Here is a 16,712-nt window from a genome sequence, read left to right on the forward strand (position 1 = left end):
GAACTAAATACAAATTAATAGAGAGTGTACAATTTGGCAACTGAACAATTTAGGGAATTAGTCCTACAAAAGGGCACAGTTTTAGCAATTGATGACCAAAAATCGGATCTTTTAGTCATCGAAAGTGCGTTGTCCGACATGTACCAAGTTATAACTACCACGTCGCCAGAAGACGCTTTAGTATTGGCAAAGCAGCACCTGCCTGATGTTATTTTGTTAGACATTGATATGCCGAAAATCAGCGGTTTTGAGCTATGTAGAGCTATGCAAAATATTCCTGAACTCTCGTTTAGCAGCTTTATTTTTATTACTAGTCACAACAACGCATCTATAGAGACCGAAGCGCTTGAATTGGGCGCGGCTGATTTTATTGGAAAGCCTATTCATCTAGACATCTGCCGCCTGCGTGTGCAAAGCCAAATGCTCATTAAGCAGCAGGCTCGATCGTTGCACAAAGCCTATACCCTGCTGCATAGCGAAAAAAACCATTTAAATACGATTTTACGCTCTATTGGCGATGCTGTTATTGCTACAGATAACAATGAGTGTGTAACGTTTATCAACACGGTAGCGCAAAGGCTAACAGGGTATTCAGAGAAAGAGTCGCTAGGTAGACCGATTGCAGAGGTTATGAATTTACGAGATGCATCAAATCATGAGCCGATGAGAAATCCGCTATCAATTGCACTAGAACAAAAGCGTGCAGTAGCGATGGCGCTTAATGCCGAGTTAATGGGTAACGACGGTACTTGTTATCGTGTTGAAGATACTGCTTGCCCTATTTTTGATATGGAAGGGAAGCACATAATTGGTGGGGTGATCGTATTTCAAGACGTAACCGCGTCTGTTGCTATGTCAACGCAAATGACGCATCTCACCCATCACGACCAATTAACAGGGCTGCCCAACCGAGTATTGCTGCACGATAGAATGCTGCAGGCAATTAGTTTGTCGCAGAATACTGACATTATGGTAGCCGCCTTGCTTATTGATATTGATAACTTTAAATATGTTAACGATGCCAAGGGTCATCATTTAGGCGATACCATTATTAAGCACGTGGCGTCGAGACTAGAAGGTGTGGGAGATGCTTACACAACAGTTTCTCGCATTGGTGGCGATGAGTTTGTAATACTGCTTAGCAGATGTAAAAGCTATAGTTACGTTAATCAAATTGCCAGTAGCGTAATCAGCACTATTAATACCCCATTTCAGCTTGATGACCAAGAGCATAGGCTAACAGTGAGCGTAGGCGTGAGTGTGTTTCCAGATGATGCTCAAACGCCCGAACAGCTTATGCGGCATGCTGACACCGCCATGTACAAAGTAAAGAACGATGGCAAGAATGGCGTTTCTTTTTATGCAAATGAACTTTCCGAAAATTTAGAGGAGCGCGTGAGCATAGAGCAACTGCTTCACCAGCGCCTTGAAGAGAACGCTATGATAGTGCATTTTCAGCCAAAATTTAGCCTTAAAGATAATCGTATAACGGGCATGGAGGCGCTGGTAAGGATGGAGGGGCATAACGGTGAACTCATGTCGCCCTTCACCTTTGTGCCTATTGCTGAAGAGTGCGGATTAATAAAGTCTTTAGGGAAAGCGGTGCTAGAAGAGAGCTGTAGGCAGGCAAAAAAATGGCTAGCTAGTGGTACTCCAGTAAAAGTTGCTGTGAATATAGGTGCATCGCAGTTTAATGAGTTTGGTTTTGCTCAAACTGTAAAGGAAACCCTCGCTGAGTATGGTTTACCGGCACAATGGTTAGAGCTCGAAATTACCGAGTCTGCGCTTATTCAAAATATCACCAGTGCTAAAAAAGCCATTTACTCTTTACAGCAATTAGGCGTGTCTGTTGCGCTTGATGACTTCGGCACAGGTTATTCGAGTTTATCGTACTTAAAGAGCTTTAATTTCGATGTTCTAAAAATAGATCGCTCATTTATTATTGATATTGAGACAGACAAACAGGCTCTGAGCATTGTAAAAGCCATTTTCGATTTATCTAATTCACTACATTTAGAGGTGGTGTGCGAAGGTATTGAAACACAAAGCCAAATGCAGGCATTAAAGGAAATGGGGTGCGAGTATGGTCAGGGATATTATTTTGCTTACCCTAAACCTGCTGAAGCACACAATGAGTTACTTCTAGAACTTATAAAATAATAGCAGGAGTCAGCATGTCAGAGCACCACTATACAACTATTGACCTGCCTGATATTGACCGTAAAAGCTTACCTGATTGCCAAGTGCTTATTGTGGATGATGAGCAATCGAGTCGGCTAGTGCTGTCCTCAATTATTGATGAGTTTGCACAATGTCATGTCGTTGACGACAGTAGTTTGGTTTGTCAGACATGTGAAGATATTCGCCCCGATTTAATACTGTTAGACGTAAATATGCCTAAAAAAGATGGGCTTACTTTATGTAAAGAGTTAAAAAGTACCGCTAACTTTGCTGATACACCGGTTATTTTTGTGACTGGAAGTGCAGATCCTCATGTACAAGACAATTGTTGGCAAGCGGGTGGGGCTGATTTTATTGAAAAACCCATAGTGGCATCAACCTTGGTCCACCGGGTTAAAAACGCGCTGCAGAATGCACTGCGTTTGTCGCTGCTAAGAGAGCTAATTTTTCACGACCAGTTAACCGAATTGTATAATCGATACTATTTGGCGACTGAAGTACCACTGCTATTAAAGCATGCAGCCCGAGATGGTGACCCTTTTAGTGTCATCATGCTCGATATCGACTATTTCAAAGGGTACAACGACACCTACGGGCATATAAAAGGTGATGCGTGTTTAAAGTCGGTAGCTACTGCCATGAATGATAATGTCAAGCGCCCTCAAGACTGTGTAGTTCGCTATGGTGGAGAGGAATTTTTAGTAATATTGCCTTACACAAATAGGGATGGATGCATTAGCGTAGGGAGAGAGCTAGTAGAAGCTGTTGGTTCGCTGGCAATGACCAACAGTGCAAGCCCACTAGGCAAGGTAACGGTAAGCGCTGGTTTTTCAGCATGTCAACCATCGCAAAATACGTCGATAGAGCAGCTCATCGGCGAGGCAGATAAGGCATTATTTAAAGCCAAGTCTGCTGGTAAAAATCGCCTGTGCGGTTAGGAGATTAAAGGGGTTTTTGATATGAGCCCTATTGTAGCTGTAAATCTGACAACGCAGATTTGCGTAGCATGCGGTCAGTCTATACAGTTCCATTAGTTGCACAACCTTGATTGAATAATTTGTTGCGCCGTTACTAGGTCAACAACCTGTTACAAAGACAGGAAAAGAGAGGGAGAAAGAGGGGCGAAGAGGAACGAAACGTTAAGCATTTATGGACATTGGTCGATATCATTAGCAACAGCAACAGCAACAGCAACAGCAAAGCAGAGTCCATCTCGCTTACGTCAGTGTTAAAAGTGACTCTTTATAAAGTACTCCATGTAAAATGACAAAGGCCATCTTATGCATCAATTTACTATAGACGTTACCTTTAATGCGTCACTCCCTTTCATATATGCCTCGTTCCATGAAGTTGAGTACCTCTCTCAGTGGTTTGCACCAGGCAATTGCTCAGTAACTCAAGTAATGAACGATTTTAAAGAGGGCGGACGATATCGCATTAAAATGATGGAGCCTAACGGAGTCGAAATGTCGTTAACGGGGGAGTACGTTACGCTGTTAGCTAACGAGCAACTGGTATTCTCTTGGGCTTGGGAAGATAACCTAGAAGACTCTGTAATGACTTCAGTAAACATTCATTTTAATGAAGTTGAGGAAGGCCACGTTAACGTTGTGTTAGAGCAAAGTGGTTTTATGACTCAAGAAGAGTGCCAGCAACATGAATACGCATGGATGTCATGCTTAGAGAAATTGGCCGTGTTGGCAAGTAAGCAAAAAGCGCTTAGCTAAAGTTGCATCTCCAGGGCTACGTCAAATTACACGCTAATAAAAAACGCTTAATCGTTGTTAAACGATAGGCGTTTTTTATTTTTACTGGCGCTTACTTAATTCTGCGCTTATTACTTTGTATTTCGTAGCCCGTGCTTAGGCTGTGGTGAAGCAAACCCTGTTATGTTAACGACGACATCGCGTCTTTACCGCTTGATTCGCGATACGTTTCATAATCGGTGTAGCCTTTTTCGTCGCCGCCATACCATGTAGATGGATCATCAAAGGGGGTTAGCGGGTAGTCGTGCTTAAAGCGCGTCACAAGGTCTGGATTGGTTATCCACGGTCTACCAAAAGCAATCATGTCACCGTCGCCATCGCTAATGCGTTTTTCTGCTTCTTCTTTCGTGTATCCGCAGTTACCAATAATAATGCCGTCGAACAGCGCTCTAAACTCTGCAAGAGTCATTGGCTCGCCACGTTCGTGGAAACCAAAAGCCAGTCCGTCCATTACATGCAAATAACCAACTTTCAGCTTGTTAAGTTGCTGTGCTACGTACGTAAAGGTTTCTCTGTAGTCGTCGGCACCCATGTCGTTGAACACACCATTAGGCGATAAACGCACGCCTACATCTTCTGCAGACCAAACGCTTAGCACTGCGTCCATAACTTCAGCAAGGAAACGATAGCGGTTTTCCAAACTGCCGCCATAGTTATCGTCACGCTGATTGCTGCGGCTATCTAAAAATTGATTAAGCAGGTAACCATTGGCAGCGTGAACTTCGATACCGTCAAAACCAGCGGCTTTTGCATTTATCGCCGCTTTTTTGAAATCTTCTACCGTGCGCTGAATGTCATCAGCAGTCATAGCGCGGGGTACTTCGTAAGGTTTTTTACCTTTAGGTGTGTGAATTTCGTCGCCTTCAATTTTGATAGCCGACGCTGAAAAAGGTAGCTCGCCATTGTGAAAGTCGCTGTGCGATGCGCGGCCTGTGTGCCATAGCTGCAGTACAATTTTTCCGCCTGCTTGGTGCACGCGATCAATGACTGAACGCCAGCCTTCTACCATTTCATCGTTATAGATACCGGGAGCATTAACCCAGCCTACACCTTCTGGAGAAATTGATGTGGCTTCAGAAATGATAAGGCCTGCATCAGCACGCTGTACGTACTGGTCGCCCATGATTTTATTAGGAATGCTTTCGTTGCCTGCGCGTCCACGGGTCATTGGTGCAAGCACCATTCTGTTTTGTAATGTCTTTCCGGCCCACTCGATGGGTTGGAATAATGCTGAATCTGTCATTAAGTATCCTTTATGGTTTCTACTTTAGTCGTAGTGGATACATAAGTGGATGTAACTTGGATTGATTCAATAGGCGATATTAGTGCGAAATTATATAATAAAGATGTTTTGAGTCTTTAAAGGCTCGCGTTGTAACTGAGGAAACCGGTGAAATGTTCGTATTGATGCAAAATCAGTACGCTAGTTCTTTTTGTAAAGCCCTCCAAGAACAGCAGCTCTGCTTGCTCCGGTAACTTGCGGCACATTGCCTGTAATATCATGAAGGTAAGCAAACGCTAGCCAAGCAAATGCCGCTCCCTCAACGTGCTGTGGGTGAATGCCCACATGGTCAGAACTCAGTACGGTGTAGCCCGATGGCTGACCAGAAGAGTCAGTGAGTGAGTTAGCAGAAGAGTCAGTGAGTGAGTTAGCAGCCAAGTCGGAGAGTGAGTTAGCAGCCAAGTTAGCAGCCAAATTAGCAAAAGGTTCAGCAGGTGTCTCGTAAGCTAAGTCGGAAGCTAGCTGATTCATTAACGCGCTATTGAAGGTGCCGCCGCCACAAACAATCACTTCAATATCGTTTTGTTCGAAATCCCTTTCATCATGGTTTGTATGCTGAGTGCCTACCACTTGCTGTATTGCATTGGTAATAGTTTTAGCCGTGAGTTGCAACAGCGTGGCTTGAATGTCGACGGGGCGAAAGGCGTTGTCTTTACTGCTCTCGTCAATGTGCCCCGTTCTCTCAGAGAAAAAGGATGATAAATAGTTACTTAGCCAGTCGATATTGAAATACTCTCTGCCGGTACTTTTAGGGCAGGGTGAGGAGAAGTAGGTGTCGCTTAACATGTGATTTAACAGCGACTGATTCACGCGTCCCTGGGCTGCCCAGCTGCCTTTGTTATCGAACGGTTGGTTTAAATGTAGGCGGATCCAATTGTCCATTAGCGTATTGCCAGGCCCAGTGTCAAAGCCTAAAGGCGGACGTTGCTGATAAGCGGGTGGCACAACAGTTATATTGGCAATGCCGCCAATATTAACCAGTACCCGGTATTTTGAGGGATGTGCGAATACGGCATTATGGTAGGCTGGCACAAGGGGAGCACCTTGACCACCAAGTGCAATATCTTTTTTCCTAAAGTCGGCAACCACATCAATTCCGGTGAGTACGGCAAGGGTATTGGCATCGCCAATTTGACAGGTAAATGTGCGCAGATTGTCCTTGCTAAAGCTTAATGAAAGCACGTTGCAGTCTGGGTGATGTCTTATGGTTTGCCCGTGGGATCCGATTGCTGTGATATCACTAGCAGATAGTTTTTCTTGCGCTAACAGGGCATGCACAGCCTCGGCAAATACCTCGGCGACTAGCCTGTCTGCTATCGCTAGTGTATTTAGCTCATTGGAGCCCTCTACACACAGCGCATTTAGGGCGCTAAGTAACTCATCCGGGTAGGGAAGTGAATAAGCGGCAAGTGTTCTACAAACGGTTTCTTTTTTGTTTTCTCTGCCTTCGTTATCTGAGACAGAAGTGCCATCGGAAATATCACAAAGGACGGCGTCCACGCCGTCCATACTCGTCCCTGACATCAATCCAATGTATTTAGCCATTAGTAAATATTCACATAACCATTTATACCGACTGGTATTATACTATCATTGCATAGCAAGCATAATGCGCTTGTTATTATCCAGTTGCTGTTGCCTTACCGACGCAATTTCCATAAATCGCGTTTTTTCTTCTTTTGCAATGGGCAGCGCTTTAGGTAACTGAACCGTTCTTGGGTTTCGGTGCACGCCATCTACCAAAAACTCATAGTGAACGTGTGGACCTGAAGCAAGACCCGTGCTGCCTAAATAACCTACCGTTTGTCCCTGTTTAACGGTATCGCCAACTTTTACCGCACGCTTTCTAAAGTGAAGATATTTTGTAGTGTACTTCTCACCGTGCTTAATAAACACGTGGTGGCCGTTGTACTTATCGTAAGCTGATTTAACTACTTTGCCATCGCCTGCTGCCATAACTGGCGTTCCCACTTTCGCGACATAGTCGGTGCCTCTGTGAGCCTTCCATCGTTTTTGAACAGGGTGAAAGCGGGCTTTAGAGAAGTTAGAGCTAACATATCGAAAGTTAATAGGTGCACGTAAAAAGCTCTTACGCATACTGCGCCCTTCAGGCGTATAGTATCTGCCATCTTCATGTAAAATAGCGCTAAACTGCTCGCCTTGGTTGGTAAACTCAGCGGCAACGATATCGCCATAGCCAACAAACTCACCGTCGATGTACTGTTCTTCAAACACCACATTGAAGGTATCTCCAGCGCGTATTTCTAACGCAAAGTCGATGTCCCAACCAAAGATCCCCGCAAGGTTCATAATTTGGTTGCTACTCATACCCGCTTCGCGGGCGGCATTCCAAAAGCTAGACGTTATTTCGCCTTGAGCAAAATTATAGCGAATATCTACGCTACGCTTTTCAAGCTCTGCGACTAGTGCGTCTGAATGAACGCTGGTGTGTTCACTTGCATCGTTTTGAGGTTTATTTCGGCGTACCAGCAATGTCTCGGTTGCCGATAAAGCGTATTTCAATTCGCTAAAACGACCTTCGCGGTCAGCTTTAAAGGACAGGTCGTCGCCAGGGAGTAAAGTGACTAAGGTTTTCGCTAACTCTCCCGAATTGGTAACGTTATAAACGTCACGTGCAGTAAAGCCTGCGCGCTTAAATATTTTTGCTAACGTGTCGCCACTTCTTACTTTATATGTCTGCCAAGGTGATTCTTCTTCACCAATGAAAACGTCGGAAGACGAAGTAAGTTGAAGTGCAACGGGGTAACGTATACCTGCATCAAGAGATAACGCCTCTTGATGGCGACTCGCTTCTACCGGCTCTGATGGTAAAAGGATAAGCGCACCTAAGAACATGCTGGCTATTGCGAGGCTTGTTCTGTGCTGCTTTGGTAACTTTTTAATTAAATTGACAGCTTTAGAAGTGTCTATTTTTTTCGCCATTTCTTTTCTCATTTCTTTTCTCTTTCTACTGCTTTCTAGAGAAATACTGCATACATAGTACTATTCATCAAATACTATGTCACATAGGTTGCTTAAAAATGCAACTTTTCTTACTGTTTATAAAGCAAAAGCCACCATTTTTATATGTGTTCAGTGCCGTGAAGTAGGCAAAGTTTGTTTATTCAAAAGCTTCTTAAAAGCAAGATAAAAAGAGTATCAACACAACGTTGGAATCTTACCTGATAAAACGGCAACTGCTTATAACTCAATTTTGACGAGTAAACCTTTTAATGGTTCCGTTGTATGCGTAAAATGCCGCACAAAATGAATTAGTGTTATCAAAGAGTGTGAATAACAAATGAATGATTGGCAAACAGCTCTCGCTGAAATTAAACGGGGGGTTGATGAGATTCTCCCTGAAGACGATTTAATAGAGAAACTTAAATCTGGCAAAACCCTAACAATCAAAGCTGGGTTTGATCCAACTGCGCCTGATCTTCACCTTGGTCACACTGTTTTGATCAATAAGCTTCGCACTTTTCAGCAGCAAGGTCATAAGGTTGTTTTTCTTATTGGTGACTTTACCGGTCTTATTGGCGACCCAACAGGTAAAAACGTCACGCGCAAACCATTAAGCAAAGAGCAAGTTTTGGAAAATGCAAAAACCTACCAAGAGCAGGTTTTTAAAATTCTAGACAAAGAAAAAACGGAAATACGTTTTAACTCACAGTGGATGGATAACCTCGGCGCAGCTGGCATGATCAAGCTGGCGGCCAGCCAAACAGTGGCCCGTATGCTAGAGCGTGACGACTTTAAAAAGCGTTACAACGGCGGTCAGCCTATCGCAATTCACGAATTTCTTTATCCACTGGTTCAGGGCTGGGATTCTGTTGCACTGAAATCGGATGTGGAGCTTGGCGGAACCGACCAACGTTTTAACCTGCTTATGGGGCGTGAGCTTCAAAAAGAGCAGGGCTTAAGCCAGCAGTCTATTGTAATGGTGCCGCTGCTTGAAGGCCTTGATGGCGTTCAAAAAATGTCGAAGTCGCTAAATAACTATATTGGTATTACCGATGCACCAAACGATATGTTCGGTAAAGTGATGTCAATATCTGATGATTTAATGTGGCGCTATTACGACTTACTCAGTTTCAGGCCGTTAGAAGAGATTGCCAGCCTTAAAACCCGCGTTGCTGATGGTGAGAACCCTCGCGACATTAAAATTCTGCTTGCGAAAGAGATAATTGCTCGCTTCCACGACGAAGCGGCAGCCGAAGGCGCCCATCAAGATTTTATTCAGCGTTTCCAAAAAAACGCAATTCCAGATGATATGCCTGAGCTAGAAATTGCCCTGCCTGCCGATGGCGTAGCTATTGGTAACTTGCTAAAAGAAGCAAAGCTTGTGGGCTCAACTTCAGATGCAATGAGAATGATAAAGCAGGGTGCGGTTAAAATTAACGGCGAAAAAGTAGAAGATACACGCCTTGTGCTTGTTGAAAAGGGCGAAAATGTTTACCAAGTGGGTAAACGTAAATTTGCTCGTATCACTCTTTCTTAATTCGAAGGTTTTTACGGTAAAGTTACGAGCGTTTACGGCGAACGATAAGCGCTTTACCGGCAACGCTGTGCAATCGTTGCGTAAACCCTGATGCGAATTATCAGAAGCCTGCCAACGCTTTTTACATAAATAGCTATTTATTTAAATAGTTATTTACTTGAATAGTGTTGGCAGGCTTTGGGTGTAATGGCGATACTGAAGTAGAAACGAGGGGATCGTAGATTATAGTCAGATTTGCGACTTATTTTGAGAAAACGAAAGCATCATTTCGGCACCTTCACAGTAACAGTGCTCGTCGCAAACAGGGCAATCGTAACCTTCGTAGATTGACGCGTACTGCCATTTATTAGGATGTTTTTTGATAAGTACACCGCCATTTTTCGAGAAATATTTAAACGCACTATTCCCCGGACTGGCTAGCCATATATGAGCGAGTCCAGCAAGAGCGCCTTGTATTGATGCGCTTTCAATCGACTTGGCCAACAGTTTACTGCCAATCCCCAAGCCTTGTTTGTCAGGAACAACCGTATTGCATTTAAAATAACAGACTTTGTCTTTGTCGACGGTCCAAAGGTTTGTTGTACACCATTTATCCGGCGTCCATTGAGTGTGCGCAAACGTAAGCCTGAATCCCACGACGACGTCATTGTGCAATGCTAGCCAGCTAGCATTAACGTTATTGTGAAAGCTACGCGTGTAATAATCAGTCATAAGCTCGGGAGTTAAGTAGTTATCGCCATGAACGTGATTTCCCAGTGCAATTACGCCCTCAAAATACTGTGGGGCTAGCTGAACATAGTGTATGTCATGGCGAGTTTTTCCTTCGCGTGCGGCGTCTTTAGAGGCATTGTTGTGCATCAGTCACCCTTCATACCGTCTAAATGAACGTCAAGTGCCTCAACAGAAATTAAGATTTCTCGTACAGACATCCAGAGTGAGTAAAGTAACGACACCAAGCTTGCAGCAAATATCCAATTACCGACTTTTTGATACGTCAGGTAAATGGCAAGCATAGAAACTACGCATAAAAAGAAGCTACCTACCCCGGCTATTTGCATACGCTTTATCAGTGAAATACGCTGACGCAGGTTTGTGATTTGCGCAACCGTATTGTCGTTGCGTTCCTCTTTCGCAAAGTTTCTAATGATAGTCGCAAGGGTAAGAAATCTATTCGTATAGGCCAGTAACAGTAACGAAATAGCAGGAAACAACATAGCGGGAGTAGCAATATCTATTTGCATTTGGTTTTCTTGAGGTTGCGTGTGTGAAAACGTGTAGTGAAAAAAGTGTACCACACAGTTGTACAGCTTCGCACGGCCCGCGTTGTGGTATCACTGTGAACTAGATAGGGGCTTAGATAGGGCATGGGAAGACCATCTCTAGGTAATAGCTAAATGCAGAGCTGTTACATTTTTTGCACAGCATACCCAGCTTCATTCCAGCCCAATATATCGCCTTCCAAATGCATAACGTCGGTAAAGTCTTGCTCTTGCAGCACTTTCATTGCGAGTTTGGCTCGTCTACCTGAGCGGCAGTAGAGAATGATGGGCTTGTCTTTATATTCCTGCAATTCGCTTATGTACTCATCAATGCTTTTGTGGGGCATGTTGATGGCACCAGGAATGTGTCCGTCGGCGTATTCTTCAGGAGAGCGCACATCGATTAGCAGCCAATCGTTACTGGCCACTCTTTCTAGCAGAAAAGGTGATGCTTCAATATTTCGATAAGTGGTGGCCTTAGCGCTAAATTGCAGTGATAAAAACAATGCAACGCCCACAGCAATTAAGAAACCTGTCACAACAAATCGCATGATGACCTTTCCCGTTGCGATAATTCAATGAACAATATACTACAAAAGTTTAATTAATACCGCTGCAAAGTCGTTTTAGTTCATCTGCAAGACGCAGTGAGAATCGACTGGTTATGTCGGGATTTACAGTAACTATTTCCGCATCTAAAAAGTCTGAATGAGGTTCCCAGAATGATGACAATGACGCTTTGCTTTCGTTACTTGCTGCAATAATTACATCAACCTGACGGACTAGCACTTCTGAAACGGATACTTGAGGGTAATCGATGGGGCTATCATAAAATGCCGTCTGCGCGCCGCATACGTTCAGTAGTTTGTTAGGCCATGCTTTAGGGCCTACTGTCATCAAGGGTGTGGACCACGAGTAATAGAACACGTTTTTGGGCGTTTCCCTTGAATAAGCGTTTTTTAACGCCGCTATCTTCTCATTAAATGCTTCAGCCAGAGTTTTCGCCTTTAAACTAGTATGCGTTAGCGTACCTAAACGAATGAGCTCTGATGGGATATCGTCTATTTGCGTTATTGCGCTATCAAACACGTTAAGCCCCAAAGACGACAACTTTTGTATATCTTGTGGCTTATTCCCTCCTTTCCATGCCAACACCAGATCGGGCTTAAAAGCGAGAATGGCGGCCATATCTATGCCTTGGTAGTCTGCAACGCGAGGCAGCGCTTTCGCTGCCTCGGGGTAATCGCTGTAATCACTGACTGCCACAAGGTTAGGGCCTAACCCCAAACTGTACGCCCATTCGGTGAGGTGTGGAGCCAGGCTAACTATTCGCAAGCTGTCTTTATTAGGAGCCTGTTGCCCCTCGTGCAATGCAGAGCTTTCTGTTTGATGGTATTCAGAGTTGAAGTTATTGGGTGAGCCCTTATTTTGCCCTTGTGGCAATAAGCTGGCGGCAACGGTTACGTTTGCAACAAGTAAGAAACTAAGGGTAGCACTCCCTATTAAACCTTTAGCCAGGAACACACCACAAAAAGCAGAAGAGCGACAAGCAAAGCCAGACAATAGATGAGAAAAAAGCCACGAAAAAAACCAAGAAAAAAGCCAAGAAAAAAGAGATGCGCGTTGAATACGGAGCTTTAGTGAAGTCATTATATCTACATGCCTATAACAATGAGTAACAGTGTGGCTATCGCAGTGACACCAATCATGGCGTTGGTGATTGTTCTTTTGACATAAACCATGCTTGAAAATTTAACCTCGTGTACTCCGCCTACCCGTGGGTAGCGTATTTTTCTGTTGGCATAAATGGCAGGCCCGCCCAGCTTGATATTATGTATACCGCCAAGGGTTGACAATAGCAGCGAGGTTTTATCTTTATCAGAACAGCGTTTAACTGCTTTTAAACCGCGAATAGGTCTGCTGCTTATTAACGTGATGAGCGCGCCTAGTAAAGCGGGCGGAAGCACTAATACGCTAACAACTTTTTTTATGGGTTTAGCAAATAGCGCCATTTTGGGGTCTCGATAGTGCCACTGCCATGAGGTTAAAAGCAGGAGTCGATACACTAAGGCGCCAATGGGCCCAAAGACGATATAGTAAAAAATAACGCCACAGAAGAGATAAAGAAACTTTAGCCATAGCGACTCTATAGCCGCTTTTGCAATACCTATATCAGTTAGCGTATCGCATTGACGCGCTGTGATGCTCGACACTAACTCACGAGCGAGAGATTTTTTGTTTCTGCCCACAGTCGCCAACACTTTTTTGTACTGCTGGCGCTGATAGCCGTAATCAAGCAGCACTATCATAATGACAGCATCAAAAAAAACAGGGTATTGTGCCATTGAAACTAAAATGGCGAGGCAGGCAACGAGAGGGCTGTGTAATACAATGGCTGCCAGTGTACCTGAAATGTAGTGCTGGCTGGGTGCAAACGATGAGGACGGTAACACTTTACGCCCCATCTGAGTGACCAAATAGCGCATAAGTGTTAGTGGGTGAGTACGCTGCGGCCATCGCCAAGAGGCGTCGATAGCGATGGCCAACCAAAGTATCAGTAGTGGTTGAAAATCAATGCCACTAATCAGTGAATTCATTGGTGTGGTAAGTCTTTATTTTCGATTAGACAATCAGTTATGCAAAGTTTTTTACCATTGCCATTACCAGCTGTGCAGAGTGCTTTGCTGCGGTCTCTAAATACTCTTTAAAACTCACTGTCGAGGTTTTCCCGGCAATATCTGACAAAGAGCGTATAACAAGAAATGGCGTATTCAGCATGTAGCAAACCTGGCCGATTGCGGCCCCTTCCATCTCAACCGCTTTCATTTCTGGAAAGTCTTCTCTTAATTTTGCTACGGCTTCATCGCTGCCAATAAATGCGTCGCCGGTGCAAATTAAGCCGCTGGTAGATTGTATTTCAGCAATGTGTGATGTGGCATTTTTGGCTGTTTCAATGAGTGCTTCATCACAGCGAAAATCTTCTGGCATACCGGCGCATTGGCCAAGTTTGTAACCAAAGTGAGTAAGATTGGCATCGTGATGAATAACGTGGCTGGCTATAACCACATCACCAATATTTAGGTCTTTATCAAAACCACCCGCCGAGCCAGTGTTCACTACCGCATCGGGAGCGTACTGCTCAATTAGCACCGTTGTTGCGATAGCGGCCGCTACTTTACCTATGCCGCATTTTACTAATATCACTTCAATGCCGCTGAGTGTGCCTTCGTAAAACGTTAAATGTTTCCACTTCGTTTCTTTCAAGTCGTCGAGTGACGCTTTAAGTAGCGCAACTTCTTCATCCATTGCACCTAAAATACCAATTCGTTTCATAATTGTACCGACAAGTTAACGTTTTAAAATGTGCTGTTGCACTGCTTTAACCGCAATATTATAAGCTGTTACGCAAGCAGTTATAAAAGCTGTTGTATTCCTAATTGTATAAGGAATGTGGTGAAACTGACAGAAAAATGCCTTTGTTACCGTCACTCTGTGTAAGTTTGAGCTGTAACAAAGGCAGGGGGAAGAGGTAATTGTCTATGCGCACTGGTATATATGATTAAGCAGCAGCAGGGCGGCTTGATCTAATAGGCCTTGTTGGGCGTTTTGTAGGCTCTGGATTCAGCGTAGGCTGTTGCGCCATCTTTTGCTGTAGACGACGATATGGCACAAGTTTGTTTTCAAGGCATTCTCGAATATCTTCAATACTGTAGCCCGACTTCACTTTAATGCGAACATGAGGAACTCCAGCAGCGTCCAAAGCACCAGTAACAAACCAATCTTTTTGGGTTTTGTAGCCCTCCTTTCCCTGGTTGTGTACTAGGTCGATGGCTAACACTGGGCTCATGGTATCTTTTTCTACAAGCACAAAATCCAGCTGACGACTTGATGCGCGTGAGAGTGCCTGTGATGCCGTTTTCTTTTTCGTCGATTGACGAACGGCCACCATGTCGTTCAAACGAACTCGGCACATGACTCTAAATTCACGACCTACCGCTTGTTCAATTAACGTTAAAAATGAGTATTCCACTTGGGTAAACAGCTGTGGCTTACGTCGAAATGGAAATGCCATTCCTCCATCAGACAATTTTATGGCGCCTAGAGCAACGACAATAAGTAACATCATCAAAATAATTGCCAATTCCATCTTTATCCTCACATATATCAATCAATATTAGCGTCAAAAAGGTGACGCGAAATCAAGCTAGACCTTTGGTAAGGAAGATACTGCAAAGCAGATGCCAAGAATTGCTGTTTGGGTAATGAAGAGTTACAGGGTGTAAATAAAGAGTGTTCTGATTTTTTATAGCAGAGTGTGTTCTAGCGCTTCTGCGGCATCTAACAACGCTCCCTCATTGCCAGGGGCTGATGCGAGCATTATGCCTGGAACTAAGCCAGTTTTTGGATCGCTAAAACCACGAGCCGGCACCGTAATGCCCGAAAGGTCGAGCATGTTAACAAGTGTGTGAGCTGTGATCTGTTTATTGAGTCCAGGTTTCATTAAGGTTGCACGGTTCATAGCACCGTGCCTTGGCGCGAGCATGCCTATTGTGGGTAAGCATAGTAATGCATCATGGCCTAATAACGTTCGATAGTTTTTTCGCGCATGTTCATAGGTTTCAATGATGCCGGTCAAAGCGGTTTTTTGACGAGGGCGATATAGACCATTGATAAGCGATAACCAAAGAAAAAAGCCTGGTTGTACTGTGGCTCTTCCAGTCATTTGACGCAGTGTTTCATTGATAATTGAAAATGGTTTTCCGTCAACAGAAAGCCAGTCTTTCCATACAGAGACCATTTCTCCGGTTACCAATTTAGGCACGTTCATAAATAGTGTTTTGATATCATCAAGCACAAGTTCGTGCCTTACCATTCCCGCTGTTTGCAACCCCTCTAATGCGGCTCGATAGGCCGTATCGATGCATTCGTCTTGTGCTTCGAAGGGGTAATTCTTTGGAGCGATGAGCTTTAGTCCACTAATAGATGCGGGTAACGCTGGTGGTTCATTGGCTATTACCGAATACGCTAGGCGGGCATCTCGAACGCTCCTAGTAATTGGGCCTATTCCATTGAATGTTTCAAAATACGGACCCGACTCGGGGTACACCGATCTTTTGTTAACGGCAGCCGAATGAGGCCTAAAACCCACTAAGCCACAAAACGCCGCCGGAATTCGTATAGAGCCTAAAATGTCTGTTCCAAATCCTATCGGCGATACACCACTAGCTACCAGTGCTCCTTCGCCTCCAGTTGACCCACCCGGCACAAGACGTTGATCTTTTGGATGATTGGTGCGCCCAAAGCGCAAATTACTTGTTTCCGCGGTCATCACAAATTCAGGAACATTACTTCGCGCAATAATGATTGCGCCCGCTGATTTGAGTCGCTCAACAACGGGGGCATCTTTTAAACATTGAATAGGCTGCATACGCTGGCTACCAATAGTAATTTGCTCACCTGCTAGGGCATACGTTTCCTTGAGGGTTATTGGTAAGCCTGATAACGGCCCGGCAATTGGATTTTCAGCGGCGGCTAATGCTTGTTCGGCAAACACTTGAGTTGCCGCGTTTAAATGCGGGTTTACCAGATGGAGTCTGTCTAAGCTGGCTTGTACTAGCTGCTTACTTGAGAGCTTTTTAGTGCGCATCTGCTCGAGGGTTGCTGTGGCATCGGCCATGTCGTGGAGAGTGAAATCTGGCAATTTACAATTCTCTCTTTTATTT

At 44.3% G+C, this 16,712-nt stretch carries 15 protein-coding genes; 4 read left to right on the plus strand and 11 right to left on the minus strand.

Annotated features, from left to right (window positions below; genetic code table 11):
* Nucleotides 1-33: 33 nt before the first annotated feature.
* The 3 genes from V7R39_RS16075 (at nucleotide 34) to V7R39_RS16085 (ending at nucleotide 3,908) form a co-directional block, all read left to right on the plus strand.
* On the plus strand, nucleotides 34-2,160 hold the full coding sequence (locus V7R39_RS16075; RefSeq protein ID WP_334031943.1) for a putative bifunctional diguanylate cyclase/phosphodiesterase: 2,127 nt from the start codon (nucleotides 34-36) through the stop codon (nucleotides 2,158-2,160).
* A gap of 14 nt (nucleotides 2,161-2,174) precedes the next feature.
* A complete protein-coding gene (locus V7R39_RS16080; RefSeq protein ID WP_334031944.1) occupies nucleotides 2,175-3,119 on the plus strand; it encodes a GGDEF domain-containing response regulator in 945 nt (314 codons plus the stop codon).
* A gap of 342 nt (nucleotides 3,120-3,461) precedes the next feature.
* Nucleotides 3,462-3,908 carry an SRPBCC family protein gene (locus V7R39_RS16085; protein WP_163104399.1) on the plus strand — a complete coding sequence of 149 codons (447 nt, stop codon included), beginning with the start codon at nucleotides 3,462-3,464 and terminating at the stop codon, nucleotides 3,906-3,908.
* Between the two features lie 160 nt (nucleotides 3,909-4,068).
* Here V7R39_RS16085 and V7R39_RS16090 read toward each other — a convergent pair whose 3' ends face one another.
* The 3 genes from V7R39_RS16090 to V7R39_RS16100 form a co-directional block, all read right to left on the minus strand.
* Nucleotides 4,069-5,190 (minus strand): alkene reductase, encoded by a 1,122-nt coding sequence (locus V7R39_RS16090; protein ID WP_334031945.1) that lies wholly within the window; start codon nucleotides 5,188-5,190, stop codon nucleotides 4,069-4,071.
* A 180-nt stretch (nucleotides 5,191-5,370) separates the two neighbouring features.
* The gene (locus V7R39_RS16095; protein ID WP_334031946.1) at nucleotides 5,371-6,774 is read right to left on the minus strand and encodes an anhydro-N-acetylmuramic acid kinase; all 1,404 of its coding nucleotides are present in this window, start codon (nucleotides 6,772-6,774) and stop codon (nucleotides 5,371-5,373) included.
* Between the two features lie 45 nt (nucleotides 6,775-6,819).
* Nucleotides 6,820-8,172: an OapA family protein gene (locus tag V7R39_RS16100; protein ID WP_334031982.1), complete on the minus strand. Its 1,353-nt coding sequence runs from the start codon at nucleotides 8,170-8,172 to the stop codon at nucleotides 6,820-6,822.
* Nucleotides 8,173-8,530: 358 nt separating this feature from the next.
* Between V7R39_RS16100 and tyrS the strand changes: the two genes are divergently transcribed.
* Complete coding sequence (gene tyrS / locus V7R39_RS16105) at nucleotides 8,531-9,730, plus strand: tyrosine--tRNA ligase (protein WP_334031947.1); 1,200 nt, start codon at nucleotides 8,531-8,533, stop codon at nucleotides 9,728-9,730.
* Nucleotides 9,731-9,958: 228 nt separating this feature from the next.
* Here tyrS and V7R39_RS16110 read toward each other — a convergent pair whose 3' ends face one another.
* From V7R39_RS16110 to V7R39_RS16145, 8 genes are all read right to left on the minus strand, one after another.
* The gene (locus V7R39_RS16110; RefSeq protein WP_334031948.1) at nucleotides 9,959-10,588 is read right to left on the minus strand and encodes a GNAT family N-acetyltransferase; all 630 of its coding nucleotides are present in this window, start codon (nucleotides 10,586-10,588) and stop codon (nucleotides 9,959-9,961) included.
* Nucleotides 10,588-10,971, minus strand: coding sequence for a DUF2721 domain-containing protein (locus V7R39_RS16115; RefSeq protein ID WP_032097366.1), 384 nt, complete (start codon nucleotides 10,969-10,971; stop codon nucleotides 10,588-10,590). The genes V7R39_RS16110 and V7R39_RS16115 overlap by 1 nt, the downstream gene beginning before the upstream one ends.
* A 164-nt stretch (nucleotides 10,972-11,135) precedes the next feature.
* Nucleotides 11,136-11,540, minus strand: coding sequence for a rhodanese-like domain-containing protein (locus tag V7R39_RS16120; protein WP_334031949.1), 405 nt, complete (start codon nucleotides 11,538-11,540; stop codon nucleotides 11,136-11,138).
* Nucleotides 11,541-11,589: 49 nt separating this feature from the next.
* Complete coding sequence (locus tag V7R39_RS16125; RefSeq protein WP_334031951.1) at nucleotides 11,590-12,639, minus strand: cobalamin-binding protein; 1,050 nt, start codon at nucleotides 12,637-12,639, stop codon at nucleotides 11,590-11,592.
* 5 nt (nucleotides 12,640-12,644) lie between these two features.
* A complete protein-coding gene (locus V7R39_RS16130) occupies nucleotides 12,645-13,586 on the minus strand; it encodes a cobalamin biosynthesis protein CobD/CbiB (RefSeq protein ID WP_334031952.1) in 942 nt (313 codons plus the stop codon).
* Nucleotides 13,587-13,623: 37 nt separating this feature from the next.
* Nucleotides 13,624-14,322, minus strand: coding sequence for a 5'-methylthioadenosine/adenosylhomocysteine nucleosidase (locus V7R39_RS16135; protein ID WP_334031953.1), 699 nt, complete (start codon nucleotides 14,320-14,322; stop codon nucleotides 13,624-13,626).
* Nucleotides 14,323-14,548: 226 nt separating this feature from the next.
* The gene (locus tag V7R39_RS16140) at nucleotides 14,549-15,136 is read right to left on the minus strand and encodes a DUF2726 domain-containing protein (RefSeq protein ID WP_032097370.1); all 588 of its coding nucleotides are present in this window, start codon (nucleotides 15,134-15,136) and stop codon (nucleotides 14,549-14,551) included.
* Nucleotides 15,137-15,292: 156 nt separating this feature from the next.
* A complete protein-coding gene (locus V7R39_RS16145; protein WP_334031955.1) occupies nucleotides 15,293-16,690 on the minus strand; it encodes an amidase in 1,398 nt (465 codons plus the stop codon).
* Nucleotides 16,691-16,712: the final 22 nt, after the last annotated feature.

Origin of the sequence: Alteromonas sp. P256 (genome assembly GCF_036864455.1) — a bacterium.
Taxonomy (GTDB): Bacteria; Pseudomonadota; Gammaproteobacteria; order Enterobacterales; family Alteromonadaceae; genus Alteromonas.

Coding starts and splice junctions, on each gene's coding strand:
- V7R39_RS16130 (WP_334031952.1), bottom strand. CDS start 13,586: ATGAATTCACTGATTAGTGGCATTGATTTTCAACCACTACTGATACTT.
- V7R39_RS16110 (WP_334031948.1), bottom strand. CDS start 10,588: ATGCACAACAATGCCTCTAAAGACGCCGCACGCGAAGGAAAAACTCGC.
- V7R39_RS16115 (WP_032097366.1), bottom strand. CDS start 10,971: ATGCAAATAGATATTGCTACTCCCGCTATGTTGTTTCCTGCTATTTCG.
- V7R39_RS16085 (WP_163104399.1), top strand. CDS start 3,462: ATGCATCAATTTACTATAGACGTTACCTTTAATGCGTCACTCCCTTTC.
- V7R39_RS16100 (WP_334031982.1), bottom strand. CDS start 8,172: ATGGCGAAAAAAATAGACACTTCTAAAGCTGTCAATTTAATTAAAAAG.
- V7R39_RS16090 (WP_334031945.1), bottom strand. CDS start 5,190: ATGACAGATTCAGCATTATTCCAACCCATCGAGTGGGCCGGAAAGACA.
- tyrS (WP_334031947.1), top strand. CDS start 8,531: ATGAATGATTGGCAAACAGCTCTCGCTGAAATTAAACGGGGGGTTGAT.
- V7R39_RS16135 (WP_334031953.1), bottom strand. CDS start 14,322: ATGAAACGAATTGGTATTTTAGGTGCAATGGATGAAGAAGTTGCGCTA.
- V7R39_RS16080 (WP_334031944.1), top strand. CDS start 2,175: ATGTCAGAGCACCACTATACAACTATTGACCTGCCTGATATTGACCGT.
- V7R39_RS16095 (WP_334031946.1), bottom strand. CDS start 6,774: ATGGCTAAATACATTGGATTGATGTCAGGGACGAGTATGGACGGCGTG.
- V7R39_RS16125 (WP_334031951.1), bottom strand. CDS start 12,639: ATGACTTCACTAAAGCTCCGTATTCAACGCGCATCTCTTTTTTCTTGG.
- V7R39_RS16140 (WP_032097370.1), bottom strand. CDS start 15,136: ATGGAATTGGCAATTATTTTGATGATGTTACTTATTGTCGTTGCTCTA.
- V7R39_RS16120 (WP_334031949.1), bottom strand. CDS start 11,540: ATGCGATTTGTTGTGACAGGTTTCTTAATTGCTGTGGGCGTTGCATTG.